At 26.6% G+C, this 19,940-nt stretch carries 15 protein-coding genes and 1 tRNA gene; 12 read left to right on the top strand and 4 right to left on the bottom strand.

All coding sequences use genetic code 4. From position 1 onward, the window contains the following. Positions 1-102: 102 nt before the first annotated feature. The 3 genes from JS510_RS02025 to JS510_RS02015 form a co-directional block, all read right to left on the bottom strand. On the bottom strand, positions 103-960 hold the full coding sequence (locus JS510_RS02025; protein WP_205517105.1) for a bifunctional 5,10-methylenetetrahydrofolate dehydrogenase/5,10-methenyltetrahydrofolate cyclohydrolase: 858 nt from the start codon (positions 958-960) through the stop codon (positions 103-105). After that, positions 961-3,447 (bottom strand): valine--tRNA ligase, encoded by a 2,487-nt coding sequence (locus JS510_RS02020; RefSeq protein ID WP_205517104.1) that lies wholly within the window; start codon positions 3,445-3,447, stop codon positions 961-963. It lies immediately after the preceding gene. Positions 3,448-3,575: 128 nt separating this feature from the next. After that, on the bottom strand, positions 3,576-6,002 hold the full coding sequence (locus JS510_RS02015) for an MAG1360 family OppF-related protein (RefSeq protein ID WP_205517103.1): 2,427 nt from the start codon (positions 6,000-6,002) through the stop codon (positions 3,576-3,578). A 231-nt stretch (positions 6,003-6,233) separates the two neighbouring features. Between JS510_RS02015 and JS510_RS02010 the strand changes: the two genes are divergently transcribed. Further along, complete coding sequence (locus tag JS510_RS02010; RefSeq protein ID WP_205517102.1) at positions 6,234-7,244, top strand: variable surface lipoprotein; 1,011 nt, start codon at positions 6,234-6,236, stop codon at positions 7,242-7,244. A 90-nt stretch (positions 7,245-7,334) separates the two neighbouring features. Next, positions 7,335-7,658, top strand: a complete 324-nt coding sequence (locus tag JS510_RS02005) for a hypothetical protein (protein WP_205517101.1) — start codon at positions 7,335-7,337, stop codon at positions 7,656-7,658. Positions 7,659-7,877: 219 nt separating this feature from the next. Here JS510_RS02005 and JS510_RS02000 read toward each other — a convergent pair whose 3' ends face one another. Then, positions 7,878-8,546, bottom strand: a complete 669-nt coding sequence (locus JS510_RS02000) for a potassium channel family protein (protein ID WP_205517100.1) — start codon at positions 8,544-8,546, stop codon at positions 7,878-7,880. A gap of 108 nt (positions 8,547-8,654) precedes the next feature. On the opposite strand from JS510_RS02000, the gene JS510_RS01995 reads away from it, so the two are divergent. From JS510_RS01995 to rsmH, 10 genes are all read left to right on the top strand, one after another. Then, positions 8,655-10,202: a TrkH family potassium uptake protein gene (locus JS510_RS01995; protein WP_205517099.1), complete on the top strand. Its 1,548-nt coding sequence runs from the start codon at positions 8,655-8,657 to the stop codon at positions 10,200-10,202. 7 nt (positions 10,203-10,209) lie between these two features. Further along, positions 10,210-10,686, top strand: a complete 477-nt coding sequence (locus JS510_RS01990) for an MAG0130/MAG3770 family membrane protein (protein WP_205517098.1) — start codon at positions 10,210-10,212, stop codon at positions 10,684-10,686. A gap of 75 nt (positions 10,687-10,761) precedes the next feature. Continuing rightward, positions 10,762-12,768 carry an excinuclease ABC subunit UvrB gene (gene uvrB, locus JS510_RS01985; RefSeq protein WP_205517097.1) on the top strand — a complete coding sequence of 669 codons (2,007 nt, stop codon included), beginning with the start codon at positions 10,762-10,764 and terminating at the stop codon, positions 12,766-12,768. 10 nt (positions 12,769-12,778) lie between these two features. Further along, entirely contained in the window at positions 12,779-15,613 is a 2,835-nt protein-coding gene (uvrA, locus tag JS510_RS01980; protein ID WP_205517096.1) for an excinuclease ABC subunit UvrA, read from the top strand. Positions 15,614-15,630: 17 nt separating this feature from the next. Continuing rightward, a complete protein-coding gene (locus JS510_RS01975; protein WP_205517095.1) occupies positions 15,631-16,296 on the top strand; it encodes a nuclease-related domain-containing protein in 666 nt (221 codons plus the stop codon). After that, positions 16,286-17,071, top strand: a complete 786-nt coding sequence (locus tag JS510_RS01970) for a YgjP-like metallopeptidase domain-containing protein (protein WP_205517094.1) — start codon at positions 16,286-16,288, stop codon at positions 17,069-17,071. The genes JS510_RS01975 and JS510_RS01970 overlap by 11 nt, the downstream gene beginning before the upstream one ends. A 33-nt stretch (positions 17,072-17,104) precedes the next feature. Next, positions 17,105-18,208: a redox-regulated ATPase YchF gene (ychF, locus tag JS510_RS01965; RefSeq protein WP_205517093.1), complete on the top strand. Its 1,104-nt coding sequence runs from the start codon at positions 17,105-17,107 to the stop codon at positions 18,206-18,208. Positions 18,209-18,218: 10 nt separating this feature from the next. Continuing rightward, positions 18,219-18,292 (top strand) — tRNA-Trp (locus JS510_RS01960). 304 nt (positions 18,293-18,596) lie between these two features. Then, positions 18,597-19,025 (top strand): division/cell wall cluster transcriptional repressor MraZ, encoded by a 429-nt coding sequence (locus JS510_RS01955; RefSeq protein WP_205517092.1) that lies wholly within the window; start codon positions 18,597-18,599, stop codon positions 19,023-19,025. Positions 19,026-19,030: 5 nt separating this feature from the next. Beyond that, positions 19,031-19,933 carry a 16S rRNA (cytosine(1402)-N(4))-methyltransferase RsmH gene (gene rsmH / locus JS510_RS01950; RefSeq protein WP_205517091.1) on the top strand — a complete coding sequence of 301 codons (903 nt, stop codon included), beginning with the start codon at positions 19,031-19,033 and terminating at the stop codon, positions 19,931-19,933. The last annotated feature ends 7 nt before the right edge of the window (positions 19,934-19,940 follow it).

The raw sequence follows: 19,940 nt of genomic DNA, 5'->3' as shown, positions 1-19,940 counted from the left end.
AAAAAGTCTATAACATAAAATTATAAACTTTTTAATAACCTAAAATTTTATATGAGAGAAACTCTGAAAAAATCACTTTTTTTTTTTTAGAATTTTTAACATTTAAATTTGATATTCATGTTTTATAGCTTTGGCTAAATTTTTAAAAAGCCAAATAACAGTTAATGATCCTACACCACCAGGAACCGGTGTGTAACCAGATAATTTAGAATAATCACCATTAAAGTTTGCATCACCAACAAAAACTTTTCCACCGTCTTTTTCTACTAGTGATATTCCAGCATCTATTAATCAAGCGCCCTCTTTAACGTTTGAATTTTTTACTAAATTAGGATGACCTGCAGCAGAAACAACTAAATCAGCAGATTCGATTCCTTTAATTCCTGTGTTTCTATTGTATGTTGATACATTTGCCCCCAGTTTTTTAATTAGGAAAGCGGCAGGTTTCCCTACTAAATAACTTCTTCCAATAACAGCAACTTTCTTTCCGTTTAGGTCTAATTTATAGTAGTTTATGATATCCATAATAGCTGCTGCAGTTGCTGGAGTAAATGATAAATCTTCATATTTATCATTATAGAAACTAAAAGTGCTTTTTTCACATAGTCCATCTACGTCTTTTTCAAGTCTTATCCCATTCATTATCACTTTTGGAGAAATATGATCTGGAAGAGGTAATTGAACAACTATTCCATCTGCTTTTTCATTAATATCATCTAATTTTTTTAAAAGCATATTTTGAGAAATATTTTTGTCATATTTGTGCAAAATAACTTCAACACCCAATTGCTCAGCTTTTTTTATTTTATTTCTTATATAAAGCGATGATGCAGGATCATCTCCAACTTGAATAATTGATAAAATAGGTTTTCTACCAATAATTTTAGAAATCTCATCGAATTCTGCTATAAGTTCAACTGTTCTTTCTTTTGCTATTTTAACGCCGTCTAAAATTATCATTTAAACCTCCTTTTCATATTCTTTTAATTGTTTTAAAAAGCTTTCAAGTTTATTTTTTTCCAGTTCAATTTTTGCTTTTGGAGCTTTTTTAATGAAGTTTTCGTTATTAAGCATATCTTGAGCTCTTTTAATTTCAAATTTTACATTTTGAATTTTTAAAGCTAAATCAGATGATTTTTTTTCTTTAGCAATATCGCTTTGTTCAATTCAGATTTTAAAGTTTCCATCAGAAAATAAAATATCTGAATTTTGTTTAAATGCTGCATTTGCTAATTTATTTATTGCTGATATAGAAATAGATGAGTCATTATTAGAATAATAATTAACAATTTCTTTTTTACTTAAATTATTATCTTCACGATAGCGCCTGATGATTTTTGTAGCTTTAATAATGTTTTCAACATCTTTAATTTTTATACTTCTTGATGATTTTATTATAGGGAATTGTTGATCTAAAAGCTCTTTTTTATAAATTAATTTGTATAAATAATCAGTTACAAATGGAGTGAAAGGATGTAATATTAACAATAATTTTCTAAGGTTTTCAAGCGCATGCTTTTTACTAGGAAAAATCCTTAGTAGTTCTATATATCATGATGAAAAATCATTAAATACAAAATTAGAAATATCTGTCCCAATAATTGTTAATTCATATTTACTCATTGCTTTGTTAATTTTGTTTTGAAGCATTTTAAGTTTGTTGTTAATCCATAAATCTGCAGGACTTTTTCTTATTGTTTTATCATCATCTAACATATTTATGTATCTTGCAATATTCCATAACTTGTTACATAAATTTCATGCTGATTTTACTTTTTCATAACTAAATCTTGTGTCAAAACCAGGTGATGAATTAGTAACTAAGAAAAATCTTAAAGCATCAGAACCATATTTATTAATTATTTCGCTTGGCTCAATTCCATTGTTTAAAGATTTGGACATTTTTCTATTTTGTTCATCTCTAACTAGTCCATGAATTAAAACGTGTTTAAATGGTTTATTATTCATGAATTCGAGTCCAAAGAAATACATACGAGCCACTCAGAAAAATATTATGTCATAAGCTGTAACTAATAAATCTGTTGGAAAGTATCTTTTAACTAATTTTTGGCTTTTTGGTCATCCCAGGAATGAAAAAGGTGCAATCCCACTACTAAATCATGTGTCTAAAACATCATTATCTTGTTTCCAACCTTCTCCTGGACACTTAACTTGAACTTTTATTTGATCATCTTTGTATCAAGCAGGTATTCTATGTCCTCATCAAAGTTGACGACTTATAGTTCAATCATGAATATTTTTCATTCAATTTCTTAAAGTATTTATAAAGCGTCTTGGATAAAATTTAACAGCTTGTTTGGAATTCAAATCATTAAGAACTTTCTGTGCTAAAGTATCCATTTTAACAAATCATTGTGGCATAACTAAAATTTCAATTGGAGCTTTTGAACGTTCAGAATATCCAACATTTGAAATCGTTGTTTCTTGCTTTACTAAATAGTTATTTTGCTCTAAATATTGTGCAATTTTTCTTCTTGCTTCAAGTCTATCTAGGCCATGAAATAAACTATTTGGACAATTAATTAAACCATCTTTGTCAATAGTTTCATTAATTTCTAAATTATGTTTTTTAATAATATTTATATCAACTTCAGCATGTGCTGACAACTTCATTAATCCAGAAGCAAATTTTGGATCAACATAAGAATCAGCTATAATTGGCAACTCTTTATTAGTTAAAGGATGAATTACTTTTTTGCCTTTCAAATCCTTATATCTGCTATCTTCAGGATTATAAACAACTGCAACATCACTTAGTAGTGTTTCAAGTCTTACGGTTGCAATTGTTAAGAATTTGTCACTGTCTTTAAGTTTATATTTAATGTAATACATTATTTGTTCAGTGGGCTCATTAATAACTTCAATATTTGACACAGCTGTTTTTAAAACTGGATCTCAATTTATTGCTCTTGTATCTCGATAAATAAGTTTTTTATTGTATAAAGTTATAAAAGCTTTATTAACAGCTTCATTTGAGCCTTTGTCAAGGGTAAAACGTTCACGTTCATAATCAAGTCCAAGACCTAAAAGTGCTCATTGTTTTCTAAACTTAGATGCATATTCTTCTTTTCAATCTCAAACCATTTGAAGAAATTTTTCTCTACCAAGGTCATATTTTGTTAAACCTTTAGTATTCATTAAATGATTTTCAACTTTGCTTTGAGTTGCAATTCCGGCATGGTCCATTCCAGCAATATAGAAAGTATCATAACCTTCAAGTTTTTTGAACCTGATTATTGTATCTTGAATAAATTCATCAAGTGCATGACCAATATGTAATACTCCTGTAACATTTGGTGGAGGAAGTAAAAGTGAAAACGGTTTTTTATTTAAATCATGCTTACTAAAGAATTTTTTATTAATTCATTTCTGTGAAATTTGCTTTTCGAACTCTAGTGGTGAGTAAATTTTGCTTATTTTTTTCATATTTGGCCCCCACATAAAATTACAAATTATTTACAAAAAATTATCATACTTCGTAAATTAATAATATATCTTATAAATTATAGCACAAATAGCTATTTTGGGAGATTATAAAAAAAGCATAAAATATGCTATTTTTTAGCCATTTTATGCATATTTTCAAATTCTTTGATTAGGTTGCTTGTTTTTATCATTTGTTCATTATTTTCTATATCAGATTTTTTTATATCAATTATTATTGATTCTTCATTGTAAAAAGGAGTTATCAAGTTTTCCAATTGTACGGAAATTGTTTTTTCTTGATCACGCGCATTTTCCACTAAGTTTTTTGCATCATTTGTGGAATCTTGTTTTTTTGTAGTAGTTCAAGATTTAAATTGGTTGTATGTTGAAATTAAAAAGTGTTCATTATTTATTTTTATTTCATCACTAAAAATAAAATTATCATCAGATACATTAATAGCATCTTTTGGAATATTTTTTCCTAAAATGTTGAATTTAACTATTGGATTAATAGGGTCAGTTAATATAGATTTGATTGATCCATATTCGATTTCTTTGTTATTTACTATCATGAAACAAAAGTCAAAACTTTGATTCAACAGCTCTTTATTATTAGTTAAAAATAAGAAACTTGAATCATGACTCTTTGCAATTCTATTCATGTCTTCAATAAGCTTATTTTTTTGAATAAAATCTTTGTTGTTAATATCATCTTCGACTATTACTAATTTTGGTTTATTAACAAATTTAGAAATAAATGCCATTTTAACTTTATTAAAATATGAAACATCTTCAATATCTGAAACAATGTTAGAAACAGGTATGCCAGATTTGTCAAAAATATCTATAAAAAGCATAAATAAGTAAGATTCCTTTATTTTTTTTCTGCTTATATTTTCTTCTTCAAGCAAAGTTTTTAATAAAGAAATAAATTTACCAAAAAGTGAACTGAATCCATTGTAAGTATTTTTAAATTTTTGGATTTCATTATAAAAATCCATAAAATCAGTATTTTTTCCTTTAAAAAATGGAAAAATTCATTTCTTTAAAAATCACATTGGAGTTCCAATTTTTTGAATTTTTTTAGATATTTTTTCAAATATTTCATCTGTTTTAAAAATTAAGTCAAACATTTCTTTATTGTTTTTTAAAAAAATATCATGTTTATTTTTTTCAAGTTTTTTTCTTCATTCAATACGACTTTTTTGTTGGTTTATTTCTGTTTTTAAATCTTTAATTAAAACATCAAATTTATAATCATCGTTGACTTTATAAAATTTTTCTTTTGTTTTGGCTATTATTTCTTTATTTTTTCTAATGTTTTTTAAAATATTTTTTTCTGTTTGCTCTGATGATGTTATATATGATTCAATATTGAATGTAAAGTTTTCTGAAATTTCAAATCTTATATCTGGAATATTAAATGATTTTTGATTGTAATGGAATGAGGATAAATTATTGTTAATAAAATATTTAAGTTCATAATTTAAATTTTTTCCTAAATCATGAATTTCTTCAACAGATAAAAATTGTAATTTTTTAAAATTATTAGTTAATAATTTATAAATATGTTTTTCTACTTCAGTTTTTTTAATTAAAAAACGATATTGAGGAGAAGATTTTTCAAATAAATTTGCTCTTTCTTTATCATTATGCATTTTATGTTTGTATTTATTTATTAGATATTTTAGTTCTTCTATTGCATCATTTTTTATTTTTTTTAACATGTCCTCTAATATTCTAATAGCATTTGTTTTATCTCTAATAATTAAACCTTTTTTAATATCAAACATGTTTGCATTTGCAAATTTTTTAACAAAATTGTATTGGCTTTCCAATAAAATTAATTTATTATCTCCTGAATAATCAATATTGTTAACTATGACATCCTTTAAAAAATTGAAATGGTTGTTAAATTTTATATTTATATTAATAATTAACTTGATTATTAATGTAATAATTTTTTCTTGTTCTTTTTTTAATAATAAGACTTCTTCATAGGCTAATTTGTATTTTTTTTCTTTAATAAAATTATGTATTTTATGAATGCTTAAAAATAAATAATTGTCAAGATTTTGGAAATAATTATAAAAGTGGTTAATCTTAGTTTGAATAATTTTGTACATATTTGTTTTTATTGCAAATTCATATCTCCTAAGTGTTTTTAGTATTATGTCAATTTTGCTTTTTTCAACAGTTAGGCTAGTATTTATTTGTGAAAAATATTCTAGTAAACAAGATTTTTTTCCTTTTTGATTTATATTTTTAATATTAAAAAAGTTAATTTTTTCTAAGGATTTTTTACCTTTTACATATTTTTTAAAATTAGTTTTTGGAGCATTATTAAAACAAGAAATTAATTGATTAGAATTACTTTTTAAAATTTTTCAAAAATTATTATTGAAAAGACTTAATGAGTTGTCATTAACTAAAAAAATTACACTTTCATTTTTTAAAATTTTTACTTTTTTAATATCAACAATATTCTCATTATTATTTGTTTTATAAAAACATTCATCTATGCTCAAAACTTGATTTCTTATATTTTTAGCCATATTCATATATTTTATAACATTTAAAATAATAATTTTACGCAACTTTTTTTACTAAAAATTTTGTATTTATTTTTTTAAACAGCCTATAAAAAAAGAATAAAAATAACAACAATAAATTTAATTACTTGAAATAATATGCTTAATTATTATTAAATTTTATTTATAATTATTAAACTTAATTAACAGATTAACATTACAATTAATATTAATTTTTTACAATGAGAGGACACAATGAAAAAAAATCATAAATTAACATTATTTTTAGGTTCATTATCATCAATAGCAATTTTCCCATTAGTTGCAGCTTCATGTGCTAATAGAGGCCAAATTAGAGGTGAAAGTAAGCAAATACAGAAAAACATTGATAACCCAGTTAATCCAGATAAAGATAATCAGGACAATATTGATGTACCCATTCAACCATCAATTAAACATGAGTCTGCATTTTCTAAGTTGAAGAAATCAGGCAAACTTCAAGATGTTCAAAACGCTTTAGATGGATTATCAGATTCAACATTCGCACGTGTTCCATGAAAAAAAGTTTTTGAAGATCTTAAAGATACATATCTAAAAAGTGATGATTATACTAAAGCAGAGAAAGAATTTATTTCATTGCTAGTTGACGAACAATATTATCTTGGTCATGCTGAAAATAATTATGAAGAAGCATATAAAGAAGTATTAGATGTTATTTATGATATGAATACTGAAAGTCACAATAAAAGTGCTAATGAATTTGGTTTTAGAACTGAATTTGCAACAAAACAAGAAGCAAAAGAAGAACTTGAAAAATTTATTAAAGAATTTGAACAAGCACATAGTAATACTACAGTTCCATCTGGCGAAAATAGTATGGAAAATCACAATTCATATGCGGGTTCTTCAGATGAATTAAAGAATGAACTTAAAAAGAAAATTGAAGCAACAATATCATCATTAGACGCTAATCCAGATAAGGAAAGTTATCAGAATGTATTATTAAAATTAGAAGAAATTCTCAAATCAATATATCCTAGACTTAAAGAAAGTAGTCGCGGTGAATTTGAGAAAAATTATAAAGAATTAGTAGATTTCTATTCTTCACAAGATGAAAACGATCCTCAAGCCAAAAAAATGTTTGCTGATATTTTATCAAAAGCAAAAGAAATTTATGAATCTGCTCCACAATATTTAGCAACTGTTGGTGAATATGAACAATTGCAAAATAAAATGGATGAAGAGATTGAGAAAATAAAAGAATAAAGCACTTGAGATGAAAAAGAAATAAAAACATATCAAGTACAAATTAGATCAGAAAGTTTTAAAGCTCAGGATCCACAATGAAAACCAAGGATGACGACTTTTAATTGAGAAATAAATACAACTCAAGATGTTATTGATCATATTAATTCTAAGCCACCACGCGTTCCAAAAGTTAGACTTAGTTTTTCTCAAAATGGTGTACCAGGTAAAGAATTTAATTTAGATATTAACAAAAAACCTAATCCACAAATAACTATTAACGGTAATAAATTAGTTATTAATTTTAAATTTGTTCCTAAATTCAAAGGAAAATGAGAATTAAATGAAGCTTACTATGTTGAAAATGTTAATGGCCAAAATGAAACTGTAAAAGTTAAAATTAATTTAGATAAGCCTTTTTCATTTGCTTTTTAATTAAACAAGTTAAATGTACGCAATTTGTGCATTTTTTTTATAAATTTTTTTAATTTTTATATTAAATAAGTAAATTTCTATTATATTAACTCTCATTTTTTTAGTGAAAAACCTATTAAATAGAATGAAAAGTAACTTTTTATGAATATTACTTCAATATAAATATAAAAAAACGCCCATGCAAGCATGTAGACGTTCAATAAATTATTATTAAATTTATTATTTATTAAGTTCTCCTAGAGCATTAGTAACATCTTGAACTTTACCAATTAAAGTCATAATATCACCTTTTTCTAGAGTAGTTAAACCACCAGGAAGAATGCTTTTAGCTCCTCTTTTAATTAAAACAACACTAACACCATAATCGTAGAATTTTACTTCTTTAATTGTTTTGCCTTCATATTTAGCATTGTTTAAGCTAGTAGTTCCAATAACAAAACCATCGCCAACTTCTTGTAAGTTTTGGCTAAAACGCATGAAGTTTGGATTTGCTGCTATTAAAGCAGTTCTCAAACCAGCTTCATATTCTGGTTGGATAATAACATTAACACCAATTTGTTTGAGAACTCTGGCATGTCTTCTAGATCTTGCTCTTACTATAATATTATTGATGTCCATTTCTAATAAAGCTGCAACAATATCTATATTGTCAGAAACTGCAACAACTACAGTATCCATTTCCTTTATATTTAAAGCTTTTAATGTTTTAGTGTTAGCTGCATCAGCAATTACAATTTTGTGAGCTACATCTTTATATTCGCTTAGTCTTTGTTCATTACTATCAACTATCAAAAGCGAACAATCCATTTTTGATAGTTGATTAATTACTGCTTGACCAAAACGACCAGCTCCAATGACGCAAATATCTTTATTTCTCTTCTTAGACATCTTAACTCCGTAAAATAATTTAAAATATGTATGCAATAATAATTTAATTTTAAATAAATATTTTAAAAGTGTTATAAATAATACTATTATAATAAGGTAATACTGATCATGAAACATAATAGATTTAAAGATTGATGGAGAAACAGCAAAATAATAGCTTTTTTCAGAAAAATTGGCCTTTTGTCTAAAAAAGGAACAAAAATTAAACTTATTTTTTTTGTTTATTTATTAATAGTTTTAGTTGCCTCGCTTTTTCTTTATAGTCCAATTTCACATAATGCAGAATATACGAAGGGTAATAAAATTACATTTGTAGATTCTTTTTTTACTATTTCAAGTGCTTTTAGTTCAACAGGTTTATCAATTCACAGTGCATATGCTGCATTTAATATGTTTGGTCAGAGCATAATAGCGATTTGTATTTTAATCGGTGGTCTTGGTATTTTTGCTTTGAAAATATTTTTAATTAATGTTATATTTATGCGTGGTCGCATGTCGCTTAATGATGTAGAACTAATTTCATATGAGCGAGGAAACTCAGATTATTTTAAAAATAGAAGCATGATAAAAGATTCCATGATATTTTTGATTATTACATTGTTTATAGCTTCTTGTATTTTAACAATCTATTTCTATTGTTTTAATCCTCTTTCAACTCAATATCTTCCTAAATATGTTAATTATGTAGAATCAAAAGGTAATGTTGAATTAAGTTTTAGGTATGGAATTTTTCATGCTATAAGTGCATTAAATAATGCAGGCTTTGACATAATAGGAGACAAATCATTATTGCCATATTATAAAAATATAGGTTTGCAAATAATTTTCCTATTATTGTTTATTATTGGTGGTATTGGTTATCCAGTCATTCATGATTTTGCAAGCTATATTCGAGCAAAAATAAAAAACAAAAAAGTCAAATATAAATGAAGTTTATTTACAAAAATATCATTATTTACATTTTTTATTGTTTCTTTAATTGGTTTTATATTTGTAGTGTCCTTTGAAGCAGCAAGTGTAAAATCAGAGTCAATAATTCATAATAATGGTTTATTTTATAGTAATGAAGGATATCGAGTATGATCTATATTTTTTATGGTAATGTCAACTCGTAGTGCAGGTTTTTCAACAATTGAATTAAATCACATGACAGAACCATCAATTTGAGTTCTTGGTATCTTGTCATTTATTGGTGCGGCTCCTGCTTCAACTGGTGGTGGTATAAGAACAACCACTTGTGGTATTTTATTCTTATCAATTATTGCAAAAAGTTTTGGTCGCCCTAGCGTAAGAGCATTTAAACGTAGGATAGATGATGAGACTGTTAAAATGAGCTCTGTAGTTGCAACTATTGCTATTATTTTAGTTATTTTCGCAACTCTTATATCTATGTCAAGTTTTGATTACTTTTCAGGTAAAATAGATAGTAAAAAATATAATTCTACACATATATTTTTCGAAGTTTTATCTGCATTTGGTACTACTGGTTTATCAACTGGTATCACAAGTGATTTAAACATAGCAACCAAAATAACACTAAGTATTATTATGTTTATTGGTCAATTTGGAATTAGTAGTAGCGTTCTCATTTGAACCAACAAGAAAAATTATTCATATAAATATGAATATATATCTGAAGCTGTTACTATTGGATAGGAGAAAAATGGATAATAATTTACCAATTGATAAATTAGAAAAAATTGCAAGTTATTCAAAAAATAAAGCAAAACTTTACCCAACTTTTTTTACTGGTGTGATAATATTTTTATACCTTTTGGCCTCATCTATAGCTATTTTAGTAAGATTAAAGTGAGATGACATAGCTATAGGTTTATTGATTTCAATGGGCATTTTATTACCTATATGAATCATTATTCTTGGACCATTACTTCAATTATTTAACTTATCATTTATTGTTGATAGAGCACTAAATAATGATACAAATCCATGAAGAAGTAGAAAACCATATTTTTGGTTGCTAAAATTTTATGTTTTTTGAGCTTCTTATGCTTTTAATATGATTAATTTAAGAAGAAATTGAATATCTAGATATGAAAGAAAAAAAATAGCTTTGTGACTTAATGGACAAAACGACAATAACACACCAACCGTTGATAAAATCTTTTTCGAAAATGATTAATAATACAGAAGTTAATAGAAACAGCATTGCTGTTTTTATTTTAATTTTCAATTAAATTTTAATTATAATTATGTTATGAATAATATCAATCGTTTTGAATTAAAGTCAGAATACAAACCCGCAGGAGACCAACCAAAAGCTATAAAAGAAATAGTTGATGGCATTGAAAATGGACTAAAAAGTCAAGTTTTGCAAGGAGTAACCGGTAGTGGTAAGACTTTCACAATAGCAAATGTTATAAAAGAATTTAATAGACCAGTTTTAGTACTCTCTCACAATAAAACTCTTGCTAGCCAACTTTATTCTGAGTTAAAAGGTTTTTTTCCTAATAATAAGGTTGAATATTTTGTTTCATATTTTGACTATTATAGACCTGAAGCTTATGTTCCTGCAACTGATTCATATATTGATAAAACAAGCAAGAGAAATGCTGAGCTTGATGCTATGCGTATGAGTGCAGTTAACTCTATTTTGACTAGAAACGATACTATTGTGGTGGCTTCAGTTTCTGCAATTTATGGAGCTCTTAGCCCTTATGAATATGAAGAAAACTTTATGTTGATTAAACAAAATCAAAAAATTAAAAGAAATGATTTTATAAGAATGCTTATACAAAAAAATTATCAAAGAAATGATCTTGTTACAGAGATGGGCACCTTTAGTGTTAAAGGTGATACGGTTTATATAATGCCAGCTTATACAAGCGAGTTTATGATTAGAGTTGATTTTTTTGGAGATGAAATTGATACAATTGTAACTATAAATCCACTTACTAAAGAAAAAATTATGTCTCATAATGAATTATTAATTTTTCCTGGTGATGCATATACAGTTAACAATGATATTATTAAAAAAACTTGTGAATTAGCTAAAGTTGAACTTACAGAAAGAATTGATTATTTTAATAAAAATAATAAACTTCTTGAAGCTCAAAGAATAAAAGAAAGAGTTGAAAGAGATCTGGATTCATTGTCTGAATTTGGAACTTGTCCTGGGATTGAAAATTACTCTATGTACTTAGATGATAGGACTTTTGGTCAAAGACCATATACTTTATTAGATTATTTTCATGATAAAAATCCACTTGTTTTTATTGATGAATCACATATGATGATTCCTCAATTGAAAGCGATGTATAAAGGTGATAGATCAAGAAAACAAACACTTGTTGATTATGGTTTTAGACTTCCTAGTGCGCTTGAAAACCGTCCATTGCGTTTTGATGAATTCGAAAGTGAATTCGATTTTCAAAAAGTTTATATTTCAGCTACCCCTGATGAGTATGAGTTAGATCAAACAAATGGAGTTATAACTCCACTATTTGTTCGTCCAACAGGTTTGTTAAATCCTTTAATTACTGTTAAACCAACAAAAGGGCAAGTTGAAGATATTTATGATGAATTACAAAAACAAAAAACAAAAGGTGAAAGATCATTAATATTAACAACAACAAAAACACTTGCTGAAGAGTTAACTAGATATTTCATGGAAAGAAATGAAAAAATAGCTTATTTGCATAGTGAACACAAAACTTTTGAACGTAATGAAATTCTTAGAAAACTTAGAAAAGGAATTTATGATTGTGTTGTTGGTATTAATCTACTTCGTGAAGGTATAGATTTGCCAGAGGTTAGTTTAATTATGGTTCTTGATGCTGATAACGAAAGTTTTTTTAGATCAACAAGAAGTTTGATTCAAATAACAGGTAGAGCAGCTAGGAATAGTAACGGTAGAGTAATTTTTTATGGTGACTCAGTTTCTAAAAGTATGAACGAGGCAATAGAGCATAACACTTTAATTAGAAAAATTCAAGAAGAATATAATAAAAAACATAATATTATCCCAAAAACAATTATCAAACCAATACCAGAGCCTATTCAAGGTCATGGCATAGATGATGCTATTTCATTTTATTTTAAAAATTCAAAGTCTAAAGCTCCTAATACTAACTTATCAAAAGATGAATTAATAGAAAATCTTAAAAAACAAATGGAACAAGCTGCAAAAGAACTTAATTATGAAAGAGCTATGGAAATTAGGGACATAATAATTGATTTAAGAGCAGGTGAAAATAACGCATAAGGAGGAATTTATGTCTTCAAAAGATCAAATCATAATTCATGGTGCAAAAGAAAACAATTTAAAAAATATTAATTTATCTTTACCTAAAAATAAATTAATTGTTTTTACTGGATTATCTGGAAGCGGCAAGAGTAGTTTAGCTTTTAATACAATTTATGAAGAAGGCAGAAGAAAATATGTGGATAGTTTAAGCAATTATGCTCGCTTATTTCTTGGCGGTACAAACAGACCTAATGTTGATTTAATAGAAGGATTGAGTCCATCTATTTCTATTGAACAAAAAACAACTCATAATAATCCTCGTTCAACTGTTGGTACAGTTACTGAAATCTATGATTATTTTAGATTGCTTTTTGCTAGAATAGGAAAGCCATTTTGTCCTAATCATAATATACCAATTGCTAGCAAAACTAATAAGCAGATAATTGAAGGAATTTATGAATTTCCCTATGAATCAAAGCTTTTGGTCCTATCTCCTGTGGTTGACGGTGAAAAAGGAACACATGCAAATTTATTTGATAAATTAAGAAGAGATGGTTATTTAAGAGTTCAAGTTGATGGACAAATTTATTCTCTTGACGACGAGATAAAGCTTGAAAAAAATATTAAACACTTTGTAGATATAGTAATTGATAGAGTTGTTCTAAATGAAGAAAATTATAATAGAATTTCTGAAGCGGTTGAAATTGCAACAAATTATTCAAAAGGTTTAGTTAAAATACAAACTATTGAAGGTGAAGTTAAGAAGTTTTCAAAACTCCACTCTTGTATTTATAAAGATTTTGAAATGCCAAAAATAGACACTAAATTATTTTCATTTAATGCACCATTTGGTTCATGTGAATTATGTAAGGGACTTGGAGTCAATTTAAGGGCAGATTTTGATGCGCTTGTTCCTGAAAAATGAAGAACAATAAATGATGGCGCAATTAAAATTTTTCAAAATACTGTTAATAGTCAAAATTTAGAATGACAAGAGTTTGATATTTTATTAAACACCTATAAAATAGACAAAAATGCTCCAATTGATTCTTTATCAAAAGAAGATTTAGAAATTATAAAATATGGTTCAAAGGATGACATTGAATATGTTTTAATTTCGTCAAGCGGGAATAAATTGAGAAGAAATAAACATATAGAGGGCATACTAGATAAAGTTGAAAACAGTTATTTTAATACATCAAGCGAAAGAATCAGAGAATGATTAAAAAAATATATGGGTTCATTTTCATGCTCAAAATGCAAAGGTTCAAGACTAAATCAATATGCATTAAGCGTAAGGGTTAATGACTACAATATAAATGATTTAATTTCAATGAGCGTAGATGACATTTTGGAATCTCTAGAAAAATTAGAACTAAATAATGAAGAAGCGCATATATCTCAATTAATTTTAAATGAACTTTATAATAGACTATCATTTCTTAAAAAAGTTGGTCTTGGTTATTTGACTTTGAATAGAAATGCAGAGACATTAAGTGGTGGTGAAAGTCAAAGAATAAAGTTGGCAACCCAAATTGGTTCAAACTTAACAGGAGTTTTATACGTTTTGGATGAGCCTTCTATTGGTTTGCATCAAAAAGATAATGAAAAACTAATTGATGCACTTAAAAATATGGTTGATTTAGGCAATACTTTGATTGTTGTTGAACATGATGAGGAAACAATTCGTGAAGCAGATCATATAGTTGATATTGGCATTTATGCTGGAGTTAATGGCGGTGAAATTGTTGCCCAGGGTTCATTAGAAGATATAAAAAAATGTGATAAGTCTATAACAGGGAATTACTTATCAGGAAAAAGAAAAATTGAAATTCCATCATTCAGAAGATCTGGAAATGGCAAAGTTCTTAGCATAAATGGAGCTGCAGAAAACAATCTTAAAAAAATAAATGTTAAGTTTCCACTTGGTAAATTTATTGCAGTTACCGGAGTGTCTGGAAGTGGAAAAAGTAGCTTAGTAAATGAGATTTTGGTAAAAGGTTTAACTAAATATTTGTCAAAAACTGCTCAAGGTAAAGTAGGTAAGTTTACATCATTTGGAGGAGCTTTTAATGTTGACAAAATAGTAGCGGTTAATCAAAGCCCAATTGGCAGAACACCAAGATCTAATCCTGCTACATATACATCAGTTTTTGATGATATTAGGGACATTTTTGCATCAGTTGAAGAATCAAAAGCAAGAGGCTATGCAAAAGGTAGATTTAGTTTTAATGTGCCTGGTGGCAGATGTGAAAAATGTCAAGGCGATGGATATTTAAAAATTGAAATGCATTTTTTACCTGATGTTTATGTACCTTGTGATGAATGTGATGGCAAAAGATACAATAGAGAAACTTTAGAAGTTAAATACCATGGTAAATCAATTTCTGATGTACTTGAAATGACTGTTGAAGAAGCAATTATATTTTTTGACGCTAGGGTTAATATCAAGAATAAATTAAAAACCCTTTTAGATGTAGGTCTTGGATATATTAAATTAGGTCAACCGTCTACAACTTTAAGTGGCGGAGAGGCTCAAAGAGTAAAATTGGCTACTTATTTACAAAAACAAGCTACAGGAAAGACAATATATGTTCTTGATGAACCAACTACAGGGCTACACTCATATGATATTGATAATTTATTAAAAGTCTTAAATAATATTGTAGATAATGGTGACACTGTTATTGTAATTGAGCATAATCTCGATGTTATTAAGTGTTGCGATTACATAATTGATTTAGGCCCAGATGGTGGTAAAGGCGGTGGTAATTTAGTAGCTTCCGGAACGCCAGAACAAGTTGCTAAAGTTGAATCTAGTTATACAGGCCAATATTTGAAAAGCATTTTAGAAAGAAAATAAAGGTTATAATTTAAACTATGTATGGATTAGTTATTGCTATTGTTTTTACAACAATTTTATTATTTTTTGCTTTATTTTTTTACTTTTGGTTCTATTTTAAAAATAAAAAAAGAAATACTATTGGTTTAAAATTTGAAGACCAAACAAAAAATCAATTAATAACTTTTGCAAAAAATAATAACTATAAGTTTTTAAATGGTGGGCTGTTTAAATATTCGTCAAATCATTTTTTTGAAATGGATGCCATTTTAGTTGGTGACAAAGCTGTTTTCATTGTAGAAATTAAATATTTAAATGGGCACATTTACGGTGAGTCTTTTTCTGATAATCTTACGCTTAAAAATAATAGAAAAGAAATTAAAATTAAGAATCCATTAATTCAAAATTTCCGTCATATACAACATTTTTATAAAATGTGTAATTTTAACGTTCCTGTTTTTTCACTGCTTATTTTTCCAAATGAAACAACATATGATATTAGCCATCAAGACTCATGGTCAATAATTACTAATGTTGAAAAAATAGACAATATATTAAAAGAAGTTGATAATGATATGGCAGATGAGGCTAATATGTCATTTGAAGAAACAAAGGCTGTTATTGATATTGTTAATTTAAGTAGAACAAAATCTATTAAAGATATGAAAAAATTTGAAAAGATAATTAACCAAAATGTCAAGTAATAAATCTACTTTTATAAAGAAAATTCAATATTTAAACAATGAATTTTTAATTTTTCATACATATAAACCCCATTTAAAAAATATAAATGTTTCACTTAAGAATGAAAATATTGTAACTATTTCAAGTAGTTTGGTTAGTTTTAATTCTCAGATATATACTAATTACAACATTGAGAGCTTAATTTTTAAATTATTAGAAAAAGCAAACAAAAAAGCCAAAAAAGTAATTAATATTAATCTTTCTTATTCTGCTGATAATCATAAAATAGTTCTATTTGGCAGGCCTATTAGTTTAATTTGAAACTATAATCCAAGACTGTCTCATAGTTTTAAATTTGATGAGATAAATTCACAGCTTACAATATATTGCAATCAATTGCTAAAAATAAATGATGAATTAAGAAAAAAAGTTTTTTTATACACACTTAAAAGAATTTTAGAAAAATATGTAGTAAGTAAACAATTTGAATATACTAATAAAATCAACAATTTTGGTGTAAAAATAAATAATCCTCTTTTTTCTATTAATTTAAAAAATACTGCATGAGGAACTAATTACAAAAAACATTTACGAACTAGTAAAATAATATACGATGTTAAAATGATAGCTCTTGATGAAAAGTTTATAGATACAATTATTTTACATGAACTAGTTCATGAAATTCATAGAAACCATAGTGATGCTTTTTATAATTTTGGCAATATGATTAATGAAAATTTCAAAGATTTAAATAAACAAATTAATAAAATAATTGTGTCAATAATACAAAAATAATTTATTATTAAAAATAAAAAATAAGGAGATTTTATGGGTCTTAAAGCAGGAATTATTGGTTTACCAAATGTTGGAAAAAGTACACTTTTTAGTGCTGTTACTAAACATCAAGTAGAGTCATCTAACTATGCTTTTACAACTATTGATCCTAATATTAGCAGTGTTGAATTAAAAGATGAAAGATTAACTAATTTGGCAAGAATTGTTAATCCTAAAAAAATTATCCCTGCAACTTTTGATTTTGTTGATATAGCCGGATTAGTTCAAGGCGCATCAAGAGGAGAAGGTCTTGGAAATAAATTCTTAGCAAATATAAGAGAAGTTGATGCAGTAATTCATGTAGTTAGATGCTTTGAAAATAAGGAAATTATGCATGTTGCTAATGAAGTTAATCCTGTAAATGATAAAAATGTTATAAATCTTGAGCTAATATTAGCTGATTTAGAAACTATAAATAATGTAATTTCTCGCGTACAAAAAAAAGCAAAATCAGGCGATAAAATTGCCATTTTGGAAGAAAATTTAGCTCAAAAATTAAAGAAAACTTTAGAATCAGAACAACCTGCAAGAGTATTGCTTGATTCCTTGTCTGATGATGAGTTAAAAGCTGTTAAAAATTATCATCTTTTAACAGCTAAACCTGTAATTTATGTCGCAAATTTATCAACAGATCAAATAACAGATTATGAAAATCAACCACTTTATCAACAACTTAAGCAATCATTAAAAGCAGATGAAAAAATAATTCCTATTTGTGTTCAATTGGAATCAGAATTATCTCAATTAGATGATAATGATGTTCATGAATGATTATCAACATATAATATTCAATTGAGCGGAATAGATATTTTAGCTCGTGCTGCTTTTGAACTTTTAAATTTGAAAACATATTTCACTGCAGGTGAGATTGAGGTTAGGGCCTGGGTTTATAAAAATGGAATGCAAGCTCCCCAATGTGCTGGAATTATTCATACTGATTTTGAGAAAAAATTTATTAAAGCAGATATAATAAGTTATAACGATTATATTAATTATAATGGTGAATTAGGCGCTAAAAATGCTGGTAAATTACGTAGTGAAGGTAAAAATTATGTTATGCAAGATGGTGATGTTTGCCACTTTAAGTTTGGCAAATAGCCGTTTATATGGGAGTTTAGTATAATGGCAGTACTGCAGTCTCCAAAACTGCTTGCAAGGGTTCGATTCCTTTAACTCCCGCCAAAAATAAGTAACACTCAGTGTTATTTTTTTATTAATTTAATTTTTGTGTTTTTTGGTTATTAAATTTAATTAATTCAAAGAAGTTTAAAAGTGGAAATTTTAAAAAATAATTTATCAGAAATATTTTTTTACTTTTTTAATGCAATTTTTACTAAAAAACCTATTTTTTAGGGTTTTTATTTTTTTTATTTTAATTTTAGGAATTATTAATAATTTCCTTGAAAAACTTATTTTATTTTTTTATCAAAAGTGTAATTTTTATATGTGTATAATAGTGGTGGATAGTGGAGGAAAGTGGAAAATAATGTACGGACAATTTACGAGACAAATTGATGCTAAAAACAGAATAGCTATTCCAACAAAATTACGCGATGGTTTGGGCGTGAAGTTTTACATCACAATAGGTCTAGATAATGTGATTGAGCTTAGAAGTGAAGAATCTTTTAGTGCATTTAGTACAAAGTTGATTTCTCAAAGCCAATTTAGTACTGAAGCTAGACTAATTAGACGTGCATGATTGGGAAAGACACAAGAAATCGAATTGGATTCTCAAGGACGTTTCATCATTCCTAAACAATATTTAAGCCATGCTGCTATCCAAAAAGAAGTGTTACTTATTGGTGTTGGCGATCTTGTAGAATTATGAGGCGCCGAAAAATATGCTGAATATGAATCAAATCTTGATGTTAATTCAATTCAAATAGCAGCTCAGAAATTAGCTGAGAAAGAATAATGATTATGCAAAATGAACATAAATCAGTAATGCTAGATGAAGTAATTAATTCACTAAAAATCAAACCAAATGGGATTTATTTAGATCTAACTTTGGGTATGGGCGGACATTCTTCTAAAATTTTAAAAATGCTAACAAATGGATATTTAATTGGTTTTGATAAAGATAACTTTGCGATAGAAGAAAGTCGAAAGAGATTAGAAAAAATCAATAACAATTTTCATCTAATTCATTCAGATTTTGCAAATATAAAAGAAGAATTAGAAAAAATGAAAATTACATCTGTTGATGGCATAATTGCAGATTTAGGAATTTCAAGTCCACAAGTTGATAATGGTGATAGAGGTTTTAGTTATAACAAAGACTCGCGTCTAGACATGCGTATGGATAGTAGTCAAGAGCTCGATGCTGAATTTATTGTAAATAACTATGAAATAGATAGATTGGTAAAAATATTTAATGATTACGCAGAGGTAAAACTTTCTCATAAAGTTGCGAATGCCATCATTAATAATAGACCAATTAAAACTACTTTAGAGTTAGTAAACATAATAAAAAAAGCATATCCAGCTAAATTGTTAAAAGAAAAAAACCCAGCGAAGGCAGTTTTTCAGGCTATCAGAATTGAAGTTAATAATGAATTTGATTCTATTAAAACTATGTTAAATGACGCTATAAGTTTTTTAAAACCTGGTGCATCATTAGCAGTTATATCCTTTCATTCATTGGAAGACAAAATTGTTAAAAGCTTTTTTGGCCAACTTACGAAGAATAAGCTGCCATCAAAATTACCAGTTAATGAAGTAAAACAATATAGTGTTAAAGTATATAATCCAAGCAAAAATGAATTAGTAAGTAATAATAGAGCAAGAAGTGCAAAACTTAGAGTGCTTACAAAAATATTTTAGTTAATTA

The organism is Mycoplasma tauri (genome assembly GCF_016925555.1).
In the GTDB taxonomy this organism is placed as follows: Bacteria; Bacillota_I; Bacilli_A; order Mycoplasmatales; family Metamycoplasmataceae; genus Mycoplasmopsis; species Mycoplasmopsis tauri.
This window is presented reverse-complemented; position numbering and strand designations above follow the sequence as displayed.